The organism is Corallococcus carmarthensis, assembly GCF_003611695.1.
Taxonomy (GTDB): Bacteria; Myxococcota; Myxococcia; order Myxococcales; family Myxococcaceae; genus Corallococcus; species Corallococcus carmarthensis.
Map to the genome: position 1 here is coordinate 1 of NZ_RAWE01000198.1, position 19,238 is coordinate 19,238.

General features: G+C 70.0%; 19 protein-coding genes. 12 read left to right on the forward strand and 7 right to left on the reverse strand.

Annotation, left to right across the window (positions count from 1 at the left end; translation table 11 throughout):
* Positions 1–147 precede the first annotated feature (147 nt).
* Together D7X32_RS34585 and D7X32_RS34590 are read left to right on the forward strand one after the other, a co-directional pair.
* Positions 148–639 (forward strand): hypothetical protein, encoded by a 492-nt coding sequence (locus tag D7X32_RS34585; RefSeq protein ID WP_147450382.1) that lies wholly within the window; start codon positions 148–150, stop codon positions 637–639.
* Positions 640–762: 123 nt separating this feature from the next.
* A complete protein-coding gene (locus D7X32_RS34590) occupies positions 763–1,320 on the forward strand; it encodes an FxsA family protein (RefSeq protein WP_120606840.1) in 558 nt (185 codons plus the stop codon).
* On the opposite strand, the gene D7X32_RS34595 is transcribed toward D7X32_RS34590, so the two are convergent.
* Together D7X32_RS34595 and D7X32_RS34600 are read right to left on the reverse strand one after the other, a co-directional pair.
* Positions 1,292–3,280 carry a FecR domain-containing protein gene (locus tag D7X32_RS34595; RefSeq protein ID WP_120606841.1) on the reverse strand — a complete coding sequence of 663 codons (1,989 nt, stop codon included), beginning with the start codon at positions 3,278–3,280 and terminating at the stop codon, positions 1,292–1,294. The two genes, D7X32_RS34590 and D7X32_RS34595, sit on opposite strands and share 29 nt — an antisense overlap.
* Positions 3,267–3,935, reverse strand: coding sequence for an RNA polymerase sigma factor (locus tag D7X32_RS34600; RefSeq protein WP_120606842.1), 669 nt, complete (start codon positions 3,933–3,935; stop codon positions 3,267–3,269). Before D7X32_RS34600 ends, D7X32_RS34595 begins: the two co-directional genes overlap by 14 nt.
* A 236-nt stretch (positions 3,936–4,171) precedes the next feature.
* On the opposite strand from D7X32_RS34600, the gene D7X32_RS34605 reads away from it, so the two are divergent.
* The gene (locus D7X32_RS34605) at positions 4,172–5,368 is read left to right on the forward strand and encodes a Dickkopf N-terminal cysteine-rich domain-containing protein (RefSeq protein ID WP_120606843.1); all 1,197 of its coding nucleotides are present in this window, start codon (positions 4,172–4,174) and stop codon (positions 5,366–5,368) included.
* 17 nt (positions 5,369–5,385) lie between these two features.
* On the opposite strand, the gene D7X32_RS34610 is transcribed toward D7X32_RS34605, so the two are convergent.
* Positions 5,386–6,372, reverse strand: a complete 987-nt coding sequence (locus tag D7X32_RS34610; RefSeq protein ID WP_120606844.1) for a class I SAM-dependent methyltransferase — start codon at positions 6,370–6,372, stop codon at positions 5,386–5,388.
* 50 nt (positions 6,373–6,422) lie between these two features.
* Between D7X32_RS34610 and D7X32_RS34615 the strand changes: the two genes are divergently transcribed.
* The 4 genes from D7X32_RS34615 to D7X32_RS34630 all read left to right on the forward strand — a co-directional run bounded on the left by D7X32_RS34615 (position 6,423) and on the right by D7X32_RS34630 (position 10,840).
* Positions 6,423–7,184 (forward strand): crotonase/enoyl-CoA hydratase family protein, encoded by a 762-nt coding sequence (locus D7X32_RS34615; protein ID WP_120606845.1) that lies wholly within the window; start codon positions 6,423–6,425, stop codon positions 7,182–7,184.
* A 59-nt stretch (positions 7,185–7,243) separates the two neighbouring features.
* Positions 7,244–8,389 carry a cystathionine gamma-synthase gene (locus tag D7X32_RS34620; protein ID WP_120606846.1) on the forward strand — a complete coding sequence of 382 codons (1,146 nt, stop codon included), beginning with the start codon at positions 7,244–7,246 and terminating at the stop codon, positions 8,387–8,389.
* An 84-nt stretch (positions 8,390–8,473) separates the two neighbouring features.
* On the forward strand, positions 8,474–10,300 hold the full coding sequence (locus D7X32_RS34625) for a discoidin domain-containing protein (RefSeq protein WP_120606847.1): 1,827 nt from the start codon (positions 8,474–8,476) through the stop codon (positions 10,298–10,300).
* Positions 10,301–10,393: 93 nt separating this feature from the next.
* Complete coding sequence (locus tag D7X32_RS34630) at positions 10,394–10,840, forward strand: MaoC family dehydratase (RefSeq protein ID WP_120606848.1); 447 nt, start codon at positions 10,394–10,396, stop codon at positions 10,838–10,840.
* Between the two features lie 7 nt (positions 10,841–10,847).
* On the opposite strand, the gene D7X32_RS34635 is transcribed toward D7X32_RS34630, so the two are convergent.
* Positions 10,848–11,444: an FHA domain-containing protein gene (locus tag D7X32_RS34635; RefSeq protein WP_120606849.1), complete on the reverse strand. Its 597-nt coding sequence runs from the start codon at positions 11,442–11,444 to the stop codon at positions 10,848–10,850.
* Positions 11,445–11,530: 86 nt separating this feature from the next.
* On the opposite strand from D7X32_RS34635, the gene D7X32_RS34640 reads away from it, so the two are divergent.
* The 3 genes from D7X32_RS34640 (at position 11,531) to D7X32_RS34650 (ending at position 12,944) form a co-directional block, all read left to right on the forward strand.
* Positions 11,531–11,989 (forward strand): hypothetical protein, encoded by a 459-nt coding sequence (locus tag D7X32_RS34640; RefSeq protein WP_120606850.1) that lies wholly within the window; start codon positions 11,531–11,533, stop codon positions 11,987–11,989.
* 151 nt (positions 11,990–12,140) lie between these two features.
* A complete protein-coding gene (locus D7X32_RS34645) occupies positions 12,141–12,539 on the forward strand; it encodes a hypothetical protein (RefSeq protein ID WP_120606851.1) in 399 nt (132 codons plus the stop codon).
* Between the two features lie 3 nt (positions 12,540–12,542).
* Complete coding sequence (locus D7X32_RS34650; protein ID WP_120606852.1) at positions 12,543–12,944, forward strand: hypothetical protein; 402 nt, start codon at positions 12,543–12,545, stop codon at positions 12,942–12,944.
* A gap of 91 nt (positions 12,945–13,035) precedes the next feature.
* On the opposite strand, the gene D7X32_RS34655 is transcribed toward D7X32_RS34650, so the two are convergent.
* Positions 13,036–14,403 (reverse strand): pyridoxal-phosphate dependent enzyme, encoded by a 1,368-nt coding sequence (locus D7X32_RS34655; RefSeq protein ID WP_120606853.1) that lies wholly within the window; start codon positions 14,401–14,403, stop codon positions 13,036–13,038.
* Between the two features lie 307 nt (positions 14,404–14,710).
* Between D7X32_RS34655 and D7X32_RS34660 the strand changes: the two genes are divergently transcribed.
* On the forward strand, positions 14,711–15,751 hold the full coding sequence (locus D7X32_RS34660) for an aminoglycoside phosphotransferase family protein (RefSeq protein ID WP_120606854.1): 1,041 nt from the start codon (positions 14,711–14,713) through the stop codon (positions 15,749–15,751).
* A 4-nt stretch (positions 15,752–15,755) separates the two neighbouring features.
* The gene (locus D7X32_RS34665; RefSeq protein ID WP_120606855.1) at positions 15,756–16,784 is read left to right on the forward strand and encodes a nucleotidyltransferase family protein; all 1,029 of its coding nucleotides are present in this window, start codon (positions 15,756–15,758) and stop codon (positions 16,782–16,784) included.
* Positions 16,785–16,793: 9 nt separating this feature from the next.
* Here D7X32_RS34665 and D7X32_RS34670 read toward each other — a convergent pair whose 3' ends face one another.
* A complete protein-coding gene (locus D7X32_RS34670; RefSeq protein ID WP_120606856.1) occupies positions 16,794–18,281 on the reverse strand; it encodes a hypothetical protein in 1,488 nt (495 codons plus the stop codon).
* A 75-nt stretch (positions 18,282–18,356) separates the two neighbouring features.
* Positions 18,357–19,121: a Stp1/IreP family PP2C-type Ser/Thr phosphatase gene (locus tag D7X32_RS34675; RefSeq protein ID WP_120606857.1), complete on the reverse strand. Its 765-nt coding sequence runs from the start codon at positions 19,119–19,121 to the stop codon at positions 18,357–18,359.
* Between the last annotated feature and the right edge of the window lie 117 nt (positions 19,122–19,238).

Consider the following 19,238-nt stretch of genomic DNA (forward strand, 5'->3'; position numbering starts at 1 on the left):
GAGCGGGGGGGAGAGGAGGGCTTCATCGAGGCATTCTCGTCAGGCAAAGAGGCGGGGAGGAACGGGCGGCGTATACTCGCAACCCGCGTGAGTTACGAGTTGGTCCTTCAGGCGCGGGCCCCAGGCGCCCCCTTCGATATGTCCCGGGTGGACGCCCTCCTGGCGGCGCGCCCGGGGACCGTCCGCCCGGACGGCGTGCGCGAGTGGGACCTGGGCGTGGGGGTCGTGGAGGTGCTGCCCCTGCGCGACGGCAAGCAGGTCATGGGCATGGAGCTGCGCGTGCCGCTGGTGGACCACGAGGAGCTCATCCGCGAGGCCCTGACCGAAGCCGCCGGGCTGGCCCACAAGGCCCAGGTCCGCCTGTTCGACCCGCAGCTGGGGCGGGTCCTCACGGGGCCCGACACGGAGATGGTGGTCGAGCAGTACCTGCGCACGGAGCACTACCGGCGCACCGCGAAGCCCATGGAGATCACCCCCGGCCTGGAGGAGGCGATGGCCCGGGCGCAGCGGGTGGACGGGATGGGCCTGCCGCCCGAGCGCATGTCGCTGTCGTCGCGGCTGGTGTTCTTCGCGGTGGGCGGCTTCGCCATCCTCTTCTTCGTGATGCGCTTCCTGATGGCGCAGCTCAACGGGGAGTGAGCCGGGAAGGGGCCCGTCCGGCAGGGGCGGCGAGGACCCTGGCGGCCGCTCCCGGGTGGGAGGGAACACGGGCTGTCTGGATGACAATGGGCGCCGGAGTGAATCTGGCGTTAACGTGCCAGCGTGCTCAAGGCCCTCGTCATCGTCTGCATCCTGTTGCCCCTGGCGGAGCTGTACCTGCTGATCACGCTGGGGCAGCACATCGGGTTGGCGTCCACGCTCGGGCTGCTGGCCGCTTCCGCCGTTCTGGGGAGCCTCATCGCCCGGAAGCAGGGCGAGCGGGTGTTCCGCAACTGGCGTGAGGCCATGGGCGGCGGCGGTGTGCCGGAAGAGGGCCTGCTCAACGGCGTGCTGGTGCTGGTGGGCGGCGCGCTGCTCATCGCGCCGGGGCTGCTGTCGGACGTGATGGGGCTGGCGCTGATGGTGCCGCCGGTGCGCCGCTGGATGACGGCGCGGGTGCGGCGCTCGCTGGAGCAGACGCTGCGGTCGGGCACCGTGCGGTTCACGCAGGTCGGGCCCGTCCCGGAGGAGGATCCGTTCCTGGACGCCCGGCGCTTCGACTCACAGGAGACGCCCGCGACGACGGAGCCCGCGGAGGGCCCCGCCACCTTCCGCCGCCCCCGGAGCGAAGGCGGCGAGGTGGACGCGGAGTTCACCAGCGACGAGGAACCCCGGGGCTGACGGGCACGCGCTGGGGCGGCGAGCCGTTCCAGCGCGGTGTGACGGGCGCCGGAGCGGGCACGGGCGCGGGGGCCTGGGTGGGCGCGCCGGGCTCGGGTTCGGCGGACATGCCCAGTGCGATGCGGGCCTCGGTGGCGTAGCGGCCGTTGGGGAACTCACGGAGGTACTGGCGGAACTCGTCCTCCGCGTCCGCGGGCTGGTGCTGCTTGTTGAAGCAGCGGCCGCGAAGGATGCGGGCCTGTTCCCGGTGGCCCGTGCGCGGGCTGGCCACGGCGATCTCCCCGAGTCCCACGAGGAACTGTCCGCACGTGGTGGCGGCCGTCTGCACCTTGGCGTAGCCGAGGAAGCGCTCATCGGAGTCGTCCGACAGCAGTCCGCCCGGAACGAGCGCGCCCAGCGTCTTGCGCTTGCGAGGTTCCGTGGGCGTGGCCGGAGCCATGGAGGGTGCCTGCACGGTGCCCGGCGCCGGCAGGGGCGCGGAGGACGCGAGCGAATTCGCCGGCGAGCCGGGGTAGGGCGCGAACTCGTCGGACGGAACGTTTTCCCGCGGAAGCGTGGCCACGGCCTGGGGAATCTCCGTGTTGGACGCGTGAGGTTGCGTGCCCTCCAAGGGATTGGAGGCGGTGGCAACGGATTGGCGCGGTGCTTCCGGGGCGTCGGGCGTCTGCTGGGCGACGGCCTGCGACGGTGCGGCGGGGTTCGCCCCGGACGGCGCAGGCGTGGTCGCGCCCGGGGGATTGGCACCGGTGGCAACGGACTGGCGCGGAGAGGTGCGCGAGGGTTCCTTCTTCGTGGGCCCGAGGCTCGCGACCGTGGGACGCGGTTCGGCGGCCCGCAGGTCGCGGAACGCCTGACGGTCGCCAGCGGAGAGCGCGCGAGGCTTCATCGCTTCACCCGCGCCAGCGAGCTCCACGCGCTCCCCCGCATCCACGAAGCGAGGCGGCTGACCCTCCGCGTCCACGCGCACGCGTCCTTCGAGCACCGCCACCGCGGCACCGGCTGACGTGCGCTCCACCGAGAAGACCGTCCCCACGACGGAGACCCGCAGACCCGCGGACTCCACGAGGAACGCGTCGCGCTTCGCATGCGAGGCGTTCACGGAGAGCCGTCCCTGCTGGACGGTCAGGTGCACGGCGTTCGACTCCGCGCGGGCGAACACCACGTCCGAGCCCGCCGACAGCCGCACCCGGCTTTCATCCGGAAGCCGCAGCACCGCGGATGCCTTCGGAGGCGTCCGCACCGCCATGCCCGAGCGCAGCCGCATCCCTGTCGCCAGCGCATGCTCCAGACCGGTGGCCTCGCGCAGCACCGCGCCGGTCACGCGCTCCGCTTCCGTGGTGTGCGCCGCTTCCGGCCTGGCCGCGACCACCGCTTGCGCTCCGGGCGCCACCTCCGGCCGGGGCACGACCGCTTCTTTTCCAGGCGTCGCCTCCGGACGAGCCGCGACCGCCTCCTGCTTTCCGGGCACTTCTTCCGGGCGAGCCGCGACCGCTTCCTCCGCGGGCCCGGGCTGACCGGCGGCATTCGAAGCCGTCCGCGCGGTCCGCTCCTTGGAATCGCCCGTGCCGGTCGCGACAGCCGACGGAGCCTCCACCTCCGGCCCCCGCGTCGCGACGGGCGTCAGCTCTCCGCCCTTCCTCCAGCGCGCTCCACCCAGCCACAGCACGAGCGCGACGGCGCAGGCCGCCAGCGTCAGCGCCCAGGGCGACGCGAACCGCCGCTCCGGCCGGGCCATCCGCTTCGCCGCGGCCGCCTTCAGCCGCGCCCCCGTCTCCTCCCACCGCACCGGAGGCTCCACCGAGCGCGCCGTGTGCAGCAGCGCCCGGGCCTCCACCACGCGCTTCCACTCCGTCGCGCACGCGGCGCACTCCGCCACGTGCGACTCCACCCGGGCCTTGCCGGCCGCATCCAGCTCACCCGCGGCCAGCGCCCACAGGGCCTGCGTCTCATGGCCGGCCATGGGAGCCTCCCACCGGCCGGGCGACGACCAGACGCTGCATGGCTTCGGTGAACTCCAATCTCGCGTGATGCAGTCGGCTGCGCACGGTGTTGGCGGAGCTTCCCACGGCGAGGGCAATCTCGTCCGGGCTCATGCCGCACAGCTCGTGGTAGACGAAGACGATGCGCTTCTTGGGCTTGAGCTTCTCCAGCGCCGCCTCCACCAGCCGGGCGGCCTGACGACGCTCCGCGGCGCGCTCCGGGTCCTCCCCCGTCGCCACCATCTCTGGCGGGTCCGCGAAGGGGTCCTCCGGCCGGCGCCGCTTCCACCGCAGATGGCTGAGCGCCACGTTGGCGCACACCCGGTAGAGGAACGTCCTGAAGCGCGACTCGCCCCGGAAGCCCTTCACCGCGGTGAGCAGCCGCAGGTACGTCTCCTGGAGCAGGTCATCCACCTCCACGCGGTTGCCCACCAGGTGGCGCAGCGTGCGCGCCGCATCCAGCTTCGTGGCCTCGTAGAGCTGCTCGAAGGCGCCGAGGTCCCCCTCCTGGACCCGGCGGACCAGAAGCCGCAGGTGGGCCTCGTCCGCGGAGACCTGCCCGCGCGCGCCCGCCACGTCCACGCCGGACTCCGGCGGGACCGCGGACGCCCACGTGCGCGCTCCTCGGCTGAACACCAGGGCTTCTCCTTCAGGGCGACGCCGGACGTCCCCTTCCTCCAGGAACGCCCTCCAGTCTGTGTCGGTGGTCCAGACGAGCACACTGCCTCCGTGCCCCTGGGTCTCCGGAGAGACGAAAAAAGATCAAAATTATTTGATCAATCCGGCCCCTACTTGCGTCGAAGGCTCTCGAAATCGGATGACCCCCCCGGTGGCCGGTCCGGACCCATCCCATTCCTTTGGAGCCCCCACTCATGAGGAACACCACGCTTCGCGGCACATTGGTCGTGCCGTTCCTTGCGCTGTTAGGCCTGTTGTCGGGTTGCATCCTCGAGACGAGCGGCGGCGGGTACTGGCCCGACGACGACTACGACTCCAGCTACGGCTGCTCCACCACGTCCGACTGTGGCTCCAACCAGTACTGTCACTCCGGTAGCTGCTGGGACCTGGATTCCAACTCCCAGGGCTGTGTGTACTCCAGCGAGTGTCCCGGCACGCAGATGTGCATCAACGGCTGGTGCGCCCAGTCCTGCTACCGCGACTCGGAATGTGGCGCGGGCGGCCGCTGCAAGGACAACTTCTGTACCTCCTCCGGCACCACCAAGCCCGACGCCGGGACGGACGGCGGCACCAAGACGGATGGCGGCACCAAGCCGGACGCGGGCTCGGACGGCGGCACCAAGCCGGACGGCGGCACCAAGCCGGATGCGGGCTCGGACGGCGGCACCGCGGTCTGCCGGGTCAATACTGACTGCGGCGCGGACAGCTACTGCATCAACGGCGCCTGCCGGAAGCAGTGCGACAACGACAACAAGTGCAGCCCCGGCGGTGTGTGCATCCAGGGCCTGTGCCAGACGCAGCAGACGGACCCGAACGCCTGCACCACGGAGGCCCAGTGCCCCACGGGCCGCGACTGCGTGAACGGCCAGTGCCGCGCGCCGTGCTCCTCCACGACGGAGTGCTCGGCGGACACCAAGTGCGAGATTGGCTACTGCCTGCCCATCCCGTCCGGCGGCCAGTGCAAGGCCAACTGCGAGTGCCCGGCGGGCCAGGTCTGCACCAGCGGCCAGTGCAAGTCGCCGCAGCCGGACCCGGGCCAGGCGTGCCTCGCCAACTGCGACTGCCCCTCCGGCCAGGTGTGCACGAGCGGCTATTGCAAGGCGCCGGTGCCGGACGCGGGCTCGGGCAGCAACTGGTCCTGCACGGTGAACTGCGAGTGCCCGTCCGGTGAGGTCTGCACCAGCGGCAAGTGCAAGCTTCCCCCGACGCAGCCGTCGAACGACGCGGGAACGTCCGGCACCGTGTGCCGCGCCAACTGCGAGTGCCCGGCCGGTCAGGCCTGCACCAGCGGCCAGTGCAAGCCGGTGAACCACGGCTCTGGCAAGGTCTGCCAGGCCAACTGCGAGTGCCCGTCCGGCGAGCGCTGCCAGGACAACGTCTGCTGGCTGTAGCCGTCAGCGGCTGAAGCTCACCGCGAGGGGGCCACCATGCGCCAGCACCGGTGGATCTCCTTGCGGTGGAAGTCCTCGGGGATGGAGCGGGGGGTGAGCTCCTCCACCTGCGCCATGCCCCGGGTCGCGGTGTCCTTCAGTTCGAAGCCCAGGAAGTTGGTGGAGAAGTAGAGGACGCCTCCGGGGGCCATGAGCGCCCGGAGGTGTTCCAGCATGCGCACGTGGTCGCGCTGCACGTCGAAGGTCCCCGACATCTTCTTCGACGTGGAGAACGACGGCGGGTCGCAGACGATGAGTTCGTACTTGTCGTCCCCGTGCTTCGCCTGGTCCTCCAGCCACGCCTTCGCGTCCGCGCGGATGAGCACGTGGCGCGGGTCCGCCAGGCCGTTGAGGACCAGGTTCTCCTCCGCCCAGTCCAGGTACGTGTTGGACAGGTCCACGCTCACGCTGCCCGCCGCGCCGCCCGCCGCCGCGTACACGGTGAACGCGCCGGTGTACGCGAAGAGGTTGAGGAAGTGCTTCCCCTTCGCCTCGCTGCGCACGCGCGCGCGGGTGTTGCGGTGGTCCATGAAGAGGCCGGTGTCCAGGTAGTCGCCCAGGTTCACCCAGAACTTGAGGCCCTGCTCCTCCACCACCAGCCGCTCGCTGCCCTCACCCACGCGGCCGTACTGCGAGCGGCCCCAGGGCTGGGGCGTATGCGTCTTCACGGACGTGCGCTCGGGCGGCACGCCCAGCACGGCGGTGACGGCGGCGAGCACCTCCGCGCGGTCGGCGTCCGCGTTCGCGCCCTTCGCGTGGGCCTTGCGGCGCGGGAACTCCACGACATGGGCGTGGTCGCCGTAGAGGTCCACCGCGTAGGAGTACTCGGGGATGTCCCGGTCGTAGACGCGGAACGCGGTGAGCCCCTGCGCGCGGGCCCACTTGCGCAGGCGCTTCGCGTTCTTGCGCAGGCGGTTCTCGAACATGCCCGCGCCCGGTGTCTCCTCTTTGCCTTCGTCCGCCATGCTCCCCTCTTATTGCAGGCTGGCGGCGGGGCGGGGGAAAACACGGGGCCATGAGCGTGCGCGTCGAGAAGAACGGCCCCGTCACCACCGTCATCCTCCACCGGCCGGAGGTCCGCAACGCGGTGGACGCCGACGCGGCCCGCGAGCTGGCGGACGCCTTCCGTGCCTTCGACGCGGACCCCGACGCGCGCGTGGGCGTCCTGTACGGTGACGCGGGCACCTTCTGCGCGGGCGCGGACCTGAAGGCCGTGTCGGAAGGGCGCCTGCTGCGCCTGGAGCCGGACGGGGACGGGCCCATGGGGCCTTCGCGCATGCGGCTGTCCAAGCCCGTGGTGGCCGCGCTCAGTGGCCACGCTGTGGCGGGCGGTCTGGAGCTGGCCCTGTGGTGTGACCTGCGCGTGGCGGAGGAGGACGCGGTGCTGGGCGTTTTCTGCCGCCGCTGGGGCGTGCCGCTCATCGACGGGGGCACGGTGCGCCTGCCCCGGCTGATTGGCCTGTCGCGCGCCCTGGACCTCATCCTCACTGGCCGCCCCGTGTCCGCTGGCGAGGCGCTGGGCATGGGCCTGGTCAACCGCGTGGTGCCGAAGGGCGAGGCCCGGAGCGCCGCGGAGGCCCTGGCCGCGCAAATCGCCGCCTTCCCCCAGGCCTGCATGAACGCGGACCGGGCCTCCGCCTACACCCAGGCCGACCTGTCATTCGAAGACGCGATGCGCCAGGAGTTCCAGGGCGGGGTGAAGGTGCTCCAATCGGAGTCCATCCCCGGGGCGACGCGGTTCGCCCAGGGCGCGGGCCGGCACGGCCGCTTCGAGTAGGACCCGGAACAGGGGCGGGGACGCTGCGCGGCCGATGGGACTGTGTTAGTTCGCGGGCCATGCGCTTCGACACGCTCGCCATCCATGCCGGCCAGGAGCCGGATCCCACCACGGGCGCCATCATGACGCCCGTCTACCTGACCTCCACCTACGTCCAGGACGGACCGGGGGAGCACAAGGGCTACGAGTACAGCCGCACGCAGAACCCCACGCGCAAGGCGCTGCAGGACTGCCTCGCCGCGCTGGAAGGCGCGAAGTACGGAGCCGCGTTCGCGTCCGGCCTCGCTGGCACGGACATGCTGATGCACATGCTGGAGTCCGGTGACCACGTCATCGTCTCCGACGACGTGTACGGCGGCACCTTCCGCATCTTCGACAAGGTGTGGAAGCGCTCGGGCCTGAACTACTCCTTCGTGGACCTGTCCAAGCCGGAAAACTTCGAAGCGGCCATCACCCCCAAGACGAAGATGGTCTGGGTGGAGACGCCGACGAACCCGATGCTCAAGCTCATCGACCTGGCGCGCATCGCCGAGGTCGCCAAGAAGCGCGGCATCATCTCCGTCGCGGACAACACGTTCATGACGCCGTACTTCCAGAAGCCGCTGAGCCTGGGCTTCGACGTCGTGGTGCACTCCACGACGAAGTACCTCAACGGCCACAGCGACGTGGTGGGCGGCTTTGTCTGCACCAGCCGCGACGACATCGCGGAGCGGATGTACTTCCTGCAGAACGCGGTGGGCGGCGTGTCCGGCGCCTTCGACAGCTTCCTCGTGCTGCGCGGCGTGAAGACGCTGCACGTGCGCATGGACCGCCACGCGCAGAACGCGATGAAGGTGGCCCAGTACCTGTCCACGCACAAGCAGGTGAAGAAGGTCACCTACCCGGGCCTGGAGACGCACCCGCAGCACGCCCTGGCGCGCCAGCAGATGACCGGCTTCGGCGGCATGCTGACGATCGACATCCACGGCGGCCTGGAGGCGGCGCGCACCTTCCTCAAGACGGTGAAGGTCTTCGCCTGCGCCGAGTCCCTGGGCGGCGTCGAGTCCCTCATCGAGCACCCCGCCATCATGACCCACGCCTCCGTCCCCAAGGAGACGCGCGAGAAGCTGGGCATCCTGGACGGCTTCATCCGCCTGTCCGTCGGCATCGAGGACGCGCAGGACCTCATCGACGACCTCGCGCAGGCGTTCGACCGCGTGAAGTAGTCAGGCGCTCGCTCGCGCCCCAGGTGGCCGGCCTGCCCTCCGGGGCAGGGGGAATGTTGGTTGGAACACAACGTTTCCGGCGCGATGCGTAACCGACTGCTTGTCTCCACCTGCCTCCTGGGCGCGTGGCTCGTGACTGGCTGCGAGTCTCCGCCCGCTTCCACTGACTCCGACTTCCCTCCGGCCGTGCTGCCGGAGGCGCTCACCGCGTCCAACTGCAACCAGCTCACCGCGAAGGCGGTGACGGCCAGCGGCGACGACGGCAACGTTCCCGCCAACGCCCAGGACGACAACCTCGCCACTCGCTGGAGCGCGCAGGGGACGGGCGTCTGGCTGCAACTGGACCTGGGCTCGGCGCAGACGCTCACGGGCACCACCATCGCGTGGCACCGGGGCAACGAGCGCCAGAACCACTTCGTCCTCTCCACGTCCACCGACGGCAGCACCTTCACGCAGGCGTACGCGGGCGACAGTGCGCTCAACGCGTCCGCGCAGACGGTGACGTTCTCCTCGCGCAGTGCTCGCTACGTGCGCGTCACCGTCAACGGCAACACGGTGAACGACTGGAACTCCATCGCGGAGCTCCGTGCGTGCGCGGCCGCCGCGCCGCCGTCCACCGCCGACTCAGGCCCCACGCTGCCGCGCCTGCCGTACCTGCAGAGCGTGAAGCAGACGTCCGCCATCGTGGCCTTCCGCACCGCCAGCAGCTGCAACCCCACGGTGCGCTTTGGCGAGGGCACCAGCCTCACGTCATCCGTCAGCGCGGGCCTCTCCGGCACGCGCCACGCGGTGAAGCTGGAGGGCCTGTCCTCGGGCCGCACCTACGGCTACGTGGTGGAGGCGTGCGGCAGCAAGACGGGGCTGCGCGGCTTCCAGACGTCCACGACGTCCACGGTCACGAAGGCGCACTTCACCGCGATGGGCGACTTCGGCACCGGCGGCAGCATGCAGGCGAAGGTGATGGCGGTGATGTCCACGCCCGCGTGGCGCTCGGAGCTGCTCCTGGCCCTGGGTGACAACGCCTATCCGGACGGCACGGACGCGGAGTTCCAGGCGCACCTCTTCACGCCCATGGCCGGCCTCTTGCGCGAAGTCCCCATGTTCGCCACGCCCGGCAACCACGAGTACGTGACGAACCAGGGGCAGCCCTACCTGGACAACATGTACCTGCCGGCCAACAACCCGCAGGGCTCCGAGCGCTACTACTCGTTCGACTGGGGTCCGGTGCACTTCCTCTCCCTGGACTCCAACTGCGCGGTGGGCCTGGCGTCCGCGGACCGGTGCACGCTCGCTGCGCAGAAGGCGTGGGCGGAGGCGGACCTGGCCGCGAACACGCGTCCGTGGACGGTGGCCTTCTTCCATCATCCGTCGTGGTCCAGCGGTGAGCACGGCTCACAGCTCACCATGCGCCGCCAGTTCGGCCCGCTGTTCGAGAAGTACGGCGTGGACCTGGTGCTCACCGGGCATGACCACGACTACGAGCGCAGCAAGCCCATGTTCGGCGACAACGTGGCCTCCGGCACCCAGCGCGGCATCCCGTACCTCGTGGTGGGCAGCGGTGGCGCCACGCTGCGCGCCTTCGCCACCAGCCAGCCCGCGTGGACCGCCGTGCGCGACGCCGCGGCCTATGGCTTCCTGGACGTGACGGTGGACGGCGGCACGCTCACCGCGCGGTTGATCACCTCCAGCAACACCGTGCGCGACACGCTCACGCTCAAGAAGACGCTGAGCAAGTCCGCCGCCCAGGTCCAGGCCAGCGCCCTGGAGGCGGACGAGGCCCGCGCGGAGGAGGCGCAGGGCACGCCGCCGGGTCCCACGGACGACCGCCACGAGCCGAGGCCGCGCGGCCCCGTGCCGCCCGCGGACACTCCGGAGTCCGTGGCCGACCCCGAAGAGCCGCTTCCCCAGTAGCCGCGAGGCCCGCCGGAGGGTAGGGAAGGGCGGAACCCCGCGTTCCACGCTTCTTGAACCGCCGGCGGACCCGGCACTACCGGAAGGGACACCATGCGCTACTTCGAGGACTTCCCCATCGGCGAGGTCATGGAGCGGGGGCCGTACGTGGTGACGCGCGAGGAGATCATCGCGTTCGCGCGCCAGTTCGACCCCCAGCCCTTCCACATCGACGAGGACGCCGCCGGCAAGAGCATCTACGGCGGCATCATCGCCAGCGGCTGGCACACCGCTGCCATCTGCCACAAGCTCATGGTGGAGGGCCTGCTGGGCCAGGCCGCCGGCATGGGTTCGCCGGGCCTGGACGAGCTGCGCTGGAAGAAGCCGGTGCGCCCGGGCGACTCGCTCACCGTGCGCATCACGACGCTGGAGGCGAAGCCCTCCACGAGCAAGCCGGACCGCGGCGCGCTCAAGCTGCGCCTGGAGGTCGTGAACCAGCAGGGCGACGTCGTGATGACGGAGGTGGCCAACGCCCTCTTCGCCCGCCGCCCGGCCCCCTGACGTTCGTTCAGCAAATCTCCACGATGCAGTCCGCCAGCTCCAAGAGCAGCGGCTGCCGCGCGGGGACGCGCCACGTCTCACCGGGCGTCGAGGACGTGGTGCCCCCGGCGGTCGTGGTCCCTTCCACCACCTCCACGACGTAGCAGGGGTGGTGGCCGCCGCCCACCCTCACCCGCACGTGGTGGGGCGCCACGCCGGGCCGGTCCACGACGACGGTGCTGGTGGGGGCGCTCCCCACGGTGAGCCCCGGGGTCCAAACCTCGCGCCTGCCGCCAAGCAGCAGGCTTTCGAGGACCGTTCCCTCCTGGGTCCGGACCGTGACGGGCACCCGGTACCGCTCCACGCGCCAGTACACCACCGACGGGTTGAAGGGGCGCGCGTCCCCCCAGGCGAGCGTGCCCGCGTCCGCGTCCAGGCGGACCGTCGCGAAGTGCTCCGGCGAGCGCAGCCACTCCCTCAGCTCCGGGGTGAGGTCGGGGACTCGCGAGGAGTCCCAGTCGAAGAGGCAGGGCTCGAGGCTGGCCTCGCCCTCCATGCCGTCGCTGAAGCGGACGCGGACCACGAAGGGTGCGACACAGCGGGCTTCGAGGAGGGTGGCGGCCATGGTGCGTGCCTTTTTGGGTTCCCCTGGGCCCATACTTTGAGTTCCAGGGCTGACCTGGGTTACCAATACGCCCAAAGGAGAAGCCCATGTCCAACCCCAACGAGGTGGTTCCTCCCCCGGCGCCCAGCCGGCTGAAGCGTCCCGTGGAAGTGGTGCGCGCGGAGCTGCTGGCCGACGAGGACGTGAAGCAGCAGGCGGAGCTGCTGAAGATCCCCGTCGAGCAGTACGTGGAGAAGATCCTCGACTACGCCATCCACCCGGACAAGCCGCCCCAGCTGGAGATCATCCCCGACGAGGAGCTGAAGGCGCGCGACCCGAAGATCGCCACGGTGGAGGAGATCGGCACCCACCTGCAGAAGATCATCGACGGGGAGATCATCATCAGCCCCGCCCAGCAGCGCGACGGCTTCAGCAGCGACAAGAGCCACGAGCAGCGCTACAGCGCCGCCCTGGGCTCCGCCAGCAAGCCCGGGCAGACCGTGGCCCCCAAAGCGGGCGCCGCGGTGGATCCGGCGGAAGCCAAGAAGGGCCCCATCCGGGGTTGAGCCGTCCCGCTAAAGCCCCGGAACCCCGGGGCTTTTCTGGCGGTGGAGCGGATAATCAAGGAACCGGAAACTTCTCCGGCGTCTTGCCGAGAATCCCACTGTCAGTCTCACTTCGAGGGCCCGCGCGGCTCTCCACGAAAAGGATCAGACCATGGGTGGCATCGGCAAGGCTCTCGGCAAGGTGATGGACATCGTCAAGCCGTTCGTGACGATGGTGAACCCGCTCCTCGGCGCGGCCATGGGCTTCGCCAGCGGCCTGATGCAGGGCAAGAACCCCATCCAGTCGCTGCTGGGCGCGGCCACCGACCTCATCCCGGGCGGCGGCGTGTTCAAGAACGCGCTGAGTACCTTCGCCAACTCCGGCCTGCTGGACGGCAAGGGCGGCAACAGCCTGCTGTCCGGCGCGCTGAACCTGGCCAAGGGCAAGAGCAAGGTCACCGACATCGTCGGCGACCTGTTCAAGTCCACCAAGAGCAACCCGCTCACCAACCTCGGCCTGGGCAACGCGACCGAGCTGGCCGCCCAGAAGATGTCGACGTTCCTCTCCTAGTCCATGAAGCCTGTCCGCTTCGACCCCAAGGTCCACCACGAACTGCTCAACCTGTGGCGCAAGCCCTGGGATGAGACGATGACGCCGGAGGCACTGCCGGAGTTCGGGTTCGTGGTGCCGGACAAGGCGGCGGGTTTCCTGTACCGCACGGACAGCTCGGTGGCGCTGATTGAAGGCATCATCGCCGCGCCCGGGCTGACCAAGGAGGACCGCAACGAGGCGGTCAACGCCATCGTCGCCGCGGTCCGCGACGAGGCCCGGCGCCAGGGCTTCAAGCTGCTCCTGGGCTACTCGCAGCTGGACGCCATCAAGAACCGCGCGGAACGCTTCGGCTTCATCCACGTGGGACCGGGCTACCACATGGTGGCCCTGGACCTGACGAAGCCGGACCCCGCGGGACTCTGAAGACACCGCATCGCTGAAGCACGACGGGCCCGAAGGGAGGATGTCCTCCTCCTTCCGGGCCCGCGGTGTTTCCAAGCGTCCGGCCGCTGCTTTAAGCGGCGTTGCGGTGCAGGTGGTCGATGAGGTCGATCTTCGTGACGATGGCGATGACCGTCTCTCCGTCCTTCACCACGGCCACGTTGTCGCGCGCGAAGATTTCACGCAGCCGGTCGATGCTGGCCTCGGCGGACACGGCGCCCTGGAGCGGGGCGACGATGGGGTCGATGGCGTCCTGGAACTTCACCTTGTTGGCGACCAGGGCGTTGAGCAGGTCGTACTCGTGGACCATGCCCACGGCGCGCCCGTCGTCGGACACCACCGGCATCTGGCTGATGCCGTGGCTGCGCATGGTCTCCACCACGCGGTCCACGCGGTCACCGCGCTTGGCCGTCTTCAGGTCGCGGGGCTTCGCGCCGATGATGTCGCGCACGGTGCCGGCGCCCTTCTCCTGCATGAAGCCGTTGTCGCGCATCCACTCGTCGGAGTGGAACTTGCTGATGTAGCTGCTGCCGGAGTCCGGCAGGACGACCACGATGGTCTTCCCCTTGCCGACCTCCTTCGCCAGCTGCACGGCCACGTGCACCGCCGCGCCGGACGAGCCGCCCGCGAAGATGCCTTCCTCGCGCGCGAGGCGGCGCGCGGCGTTGAAGCACATGCGGTCATCCACCTGGCGCACGTCGTCCACGACCTTGAAGTCCATGGCGCCGCAGAGCATGTCCTCGCCAATGCCCTCGACCTTGTAGACGTGCGGCTCGGTGAGCTTGCCCGTCTTGAAGTAGCCCTCGTAGACGGAGCCTTCCGGATCCACGCCGACGTTCTTCAGGCCGGGGATCTTCTCCTTGAGGTACTTGCCGGCGCCGCTCATGGTGCCGCCGGTGCCCAGGCCGGACACGAAGTAGTCGAACTTGCCTTCGGTCTGCTCGAAGATCTCCGGACCCGTCGTGTGGTAGTGCGCCTCGATGTTGTCCGGGTTGTGGTACTGGTTCAGCATGAACGCGCCGGGCGTCTCCTTGGCCAGCCGCTTGGACGTCTCGTAGTAGCTGCGCGGGTCCTCGGCGGGCACGTTCGTCGGCGTGACGACGACCTGGGCGCCCATGGCCTTCAGGCGGTTGATCTTCTCCAGGGACATCTTGTCCGGCATGGTGAAGATGCACTTGTAGCCCTTCACCGCCGCGGCCAGCGCCACGCCCATGCCGGTGTTGCCGGACGTGTTCTCCACGATGGTGCCGCCGGGCTTGAGCTTCCCCTCCCGTTCGGCCTTTTCGATGATGTAGAGCGCCATGCGGTCCTTGATGGACGCGCCGGGGTTCATGAACTCGCACTTCACGAGCACGGTGGCGTCGTTCGGACCGACGAGCTTGTTGAGCTTCACCAGCGGCGTGTGGCCAATGGCGGTGAGGATGTTCTGTTGGATGTCCATCGTGCGTGGCTTCCCGAAAAAAGTGAGGGTCGGGGCCTTATATGTCTCCGCCCCGTCAGGGGGAACATGCCCGGAAGCACGGCCCTTCCTGACGCAGGATGCCGCGAACGGGTGGGCGTTTCCCCCCGGGCTTCGTCGCCCTCCCGGGGGCATGTCCCCCTGGACGTAGGGCCTTGGGGCTCCTCGTCACGTAGGCGACAGGGCAGGCGTCCGCCGGGCGTGTGGCCCACGCGGGCTTTGACCCGCCGCGCCGTGCCTCCGATACTCGCGGGCGTCTTTCCTTCCCCCTCTGGAGCACCCGCCCCCCATGGAACTTGAGGCCGCCCTTCGCGACCAGGTGGGACAGGCCATTGGCCGTCCCGTCCCCGATGCCCCCATCAAGAAGTTGAAGGGCGACGCGAGCAACCGCTCCTACTACCGCGTCGGCTCCGCCCCCGAAAGCTGGGTGCTGATGGTGATGCCCCCGGACGCGACGAAGAAGAGCGAAGAGGCCACCAAGGGCGAGCCCCCGAAGGAGCTGCCCTTCATCAACGTGCACCGCTACCTGGAGCGTCTGGGTGTGCGGGTGCCGCGCATCCTCCGCTACGACGAGCCCGCCGGCGTCATGGTGCTGGAGGACCTGAGCGACATCACCTTCGAGTCCGCGCTGGAGGGGGGCCGCCACAACCAGGCGCTCTACACGCGCGCGGTGGACCTGCTGGCGAAGCTGCGCGTGCAGGCGGAGAAGCAGCGCGACCCGGAGTGCCTGGCCTTCACGCGCGCCTTCGACGAGGACCTGTACGACTGGGAGCTGCACCACTTCCGCGAGTGGGGCCTGGAGGCCTGGAGCGGCAAGCTGCCCACCGACGCGGAGCGCGCCCAGCTGGACGCCACGTTCCGGGACATCGCGAAGCAGTTGGCCGCCGCGCCGCGCGGCTTCACGCACCGCGACTACCAGAGCCGCAACATCATGGTGAAGGAGGGCGAGCTGGTCGTCATCGACTTCCAGGACGCGCTCCAGGGCCCGCGCCAGTACGACCTGGTGGCGCTGTTGCGCGACAGCTACGTGGAGCTGGACCGCGACTTCGTGGACACGATGCTGGACCGCTACATCGCCACGTTCGAGCAGGAGAGCGGGGAGAAGATCGACGCCAAGGAGTTCAAGGCGTTCTTCGACCTGCTCACCATCCAGCGCAAGCTGAAGGACGCGGGCCGCTTCGAGTTCATCAACCGCGTGAAGGGCAACCCGGGCTTCCTCGTCTCCATCCCCGCGTCGCTGCGCTACGTGAAGGCCGCGTTCGCGCGCCGGCCGGAGCTGGCGCCGTTGCAGAAGCTGGTGGCGAAGTACGTGCCCGAGCTGGCGGCCTGAAGCCATGAAGGCGATGGTCCTCTGCGCGGGCCTGGGCACGCGCCTGCGCCCGCTCACCGAGCGCTGGCCCAAGCCGGCGATGCCGTTCCTTGGCCAGCCGCTGCTCAGGTATCACCTGGCGGTGCTGAAGGCCGCGGGCGTGACGGAGGTGGGCATCAACACGCACCACCTGCCGGACACGATGGCGGCGGTGGCCCGCGCGGAGTGCGAGCGCGCGGGGCTGCCGCTGCACGTGGTGCACGAGCCCGTCATCCAGGGCACGGGCGGCGGCATCCGCGGCCTGCGCGACTTCCTGTCCGGCGAGGACTTCCTCGTGTTCAACGGGGACATCCTGTTCCCGGTGGACCTGAAGCCCGTGGTCGCGGCGCACCGGGAGTCCGGCGCGGTGGCGACGATGGTGCTCCTGCCCATGCCGGAAGGGGAGAAGTACGCGGCGGTGGAGGCGGACGCGGGCGGGCAGGTGCGCCGCATCGCGGGGTACGGCCCGGGCGGTGAAGGCCTGAAGCCGTGGCACTTCACCGGCGTGCACGTGATGTCCCCCAGCGTGTTCGACTTCATGACGGCGGAAGGTCCCGAGGACATCAACCGCGAGGTCTACGTGCGGGTGATGCAGGCGGGGCTCCAGGTTCGCGGGCACGCGGTGGATGCGTACTGGTCCGACCTGGGCATGCCGTCGCGCTACCTGGCCACGGTGCGGGACGTGCTCGAAGGGCGCGTGCCGTTGCAGGCGCTGGGGAAGGATTCGCCGCTCGCTGGCCTGAAGGCCGGAGCAGACGGTGCCTGGGTGCACCCGGAGGCCCGCGTCGAGGGCACGGTGCGCGGGCCTGCGTACGTGGGCAGCGGCAGCATGGTGGACGCGGGCGCCACAGTGGGCCCGGGCGTGTCGGTGGGCCCGGGCGCGCGGGTGGGGCAGGGCGCGCGGCTGGAGCGCTGCGCCGTGTTCGAGGAGACGCAGGTGTCCCCCGGTGAGTTCCTCACCGAGGTGCTCGCGTGGGGTCCGCACCGGGTGCCCGCGCCGCTGACGGGGCGCTGACCGGTTGTCTCAGGGCGTGGGGGCCGCGGTGGCCTTCACGCCGGAGCCGTCCGGCCTCCAGCCCACTTCCAGCACCTGCTTGGGGCCGAAGGTGACGCGCAGCTTCTGGCCCGGCGTGGTCCACTTGAGCTTCGGCTCCAGTCCGACAGCTTCGTCGGGTTGCCGCGCCAGGACGTGCTCCTCGCTGTCCTGGATGGCGCTGTCGCACGTGGTCCAGGTCAGGAGGATCGTGCGCGTGGGGCCCTGCTTCCCCAGCCGCACCCATTGCAACCGGATGTCGTCCGCGGCGCCGCAGGCTCCACTGGTGTAGCGGCCCATCATGGGCTCCGTGAGGAGCTCCAAGAACCCGGGCGTGCCGTCCTTGAACCGGAACGTCTCCACGGGCCCTTCGGACAGGGTGCCGCGCAGGTCGCCAGGGGCGCGGGAGAGGAACAGCGTCGCCGTCCCATCCAGGGTCTTCACCGGCACGCGGGTGGTGCCCTCGCCCAGGAACGCGGCGGGAGGACCGAAGGAGGAGGTCACGGGGCGGTATCCGGTGACGGCGTCCAACTGCACGGAGCAGGCGCGCAGCCCGAAGCTTTCGGGGGACTCGCGCAGCACCCGCAGTCCCACCCAGCTGTTGCCGGTGCGCAGGAAGTACGGCGGCAGGTCCTCGATGGCCTGCTTCACGCCCGGGCCCCGGGGGGCGGGCTGGCCCAGCTCCGGCAGCCCCTCCACCAGCTTCGCCGTGAGCGGCGTCGCGAGCGTGATGACCTTCAGGGTCTCCGCGTCCGCCCACTTCGGGGCCGGGTGCGTGGAGCGCAGCCGTTCCTTCGTGCCCGCCGGGCCCGCGTCGATGGCGTCCACCCGGACGCGCAGCTTGCGCACGCCGTCCCTGGGGACGAACAGCAGCGCGCCGGGCTGGAGCACCGCGCGCACGTGGTAGCCCGTGGGCGTCTTCCGGGCCTCGTACGTCGCGTCGCCCGGGGCCAGGGCGGGGGACAGGCCCGCGTAGCGGTCCAGGTCATAGAGCACGGGCGCGCGGCCATCCGGGAAGAAGCCCAGGTGGGCCAGCCCCACCAGCATCCGGGTCCGCTTCGCGGGCGCACTGCCCAGCGTCCCGCGCGCGGACTGGATGTCGTCCTCGCAGTCCCCGGGCTCCGGCGGTTCGGACATGCCCGGGTCCTGTCCCTGGATGATGGCGTCCAGCGCCTTCGGGTCGTCCTTCCCTCGCACCGTGAAGAAGCCACCGCGAGGCGCGGTGGTGACGAGCCGCGCGGGCATCAGCGACTCCGGGTCCTCCAGTCCCAGCCACACCTCCACGTGGTCCGAGTGGATGTCGTCCGTCGCGGCCGACGGCGTCGTGTCCACCACGTCCACGTCCAGCACCAGCCGCTGCCCGTCCGACGTCAGCGTCGCGACGGAAGGGGAGGTCTTCTCGCCGGAGGCGGTCAGCGGGGCGGAGAAGTCTGGGGCGGCGGCCGTCAGCAGCAGGCCGGTCAGCAGGGGCCAGGACATGGGGACTCCTCATGACGAAGGCCCGCGCTCCTTGTCGGGGCACGGGCCTTCAGACGTTCGGCGGGCGTGGGTGGCTCAGGCGTTGTGCCAGCGCGCCAGGATGCAGGTGACGTTGTCGTTGCCGCCCGCCGCGTTGGCCAGGTCGATGAGCTGGCCGCAGGCCTTCTCCAGCTCCGGCGTGCGCGACAGGATGTCCTGCATCTGCGCGTCGCTGATCATGCCGCTCAGGCCGTCCGAGCACAGCAGGAAGACGTCGTTCTCCAGCGGATCCACGCGGGTGACGTCCACCTGCACCTGCTCCTTCATCCCCAGCGCGCGGACAATCACGTTCTTGTGGGGGAAGTTTTCGATCTCCTCCGGCGTGAGCTTCTTCGCCTTGAGGTAGTCGTTGAGCAGCGAGTGGTCCTCCGTCACCTGCTGGAGCAGGCCGCCGCGGAAGAAGTACACGCGGCTGTCGCCCACGTGGCCCACGTAGGCCGCGCTGTCGGCGAAGTGCACGGACACGATGGTGGTGCCCATGCCCTTGTACTTGGTGTCCGCCGTGGCGCGCTCGAAGATGCGCGCGTTGGCCAGCTTGATGCCGGTGGCCAAGCGGTTCTCGTCGTAGTTGCGCTGCTTGTCCATCTTGAAGGGCCAGGTGGCGTCCTGGTCCTTGGACGTGAGGCGGAAGAACTCACCCAGTTCGTCCACGGCGATGCGGCTGGCGATCTCCCCGGACGAGTGACCGCCCATGCCGTCCGCCACGACCACGAGGTTCTCCTCGGTGAGCACGAGGTAGTTGTCCTCGTTGTGGTTCCGCTTCATCCCGACGTGGGTGCTGCCGGCGACCTCGATACGCATGCGAAGGGACTCTTCCGGGGAGAGGCGTGAAAATCGGGCCTCGACGTTAACAAAGCGTTCGAAAAGGGGTCAAAAACCTCTCATCTGTCGCAGCGGTCCACCCTCCCGGTGCGGGTG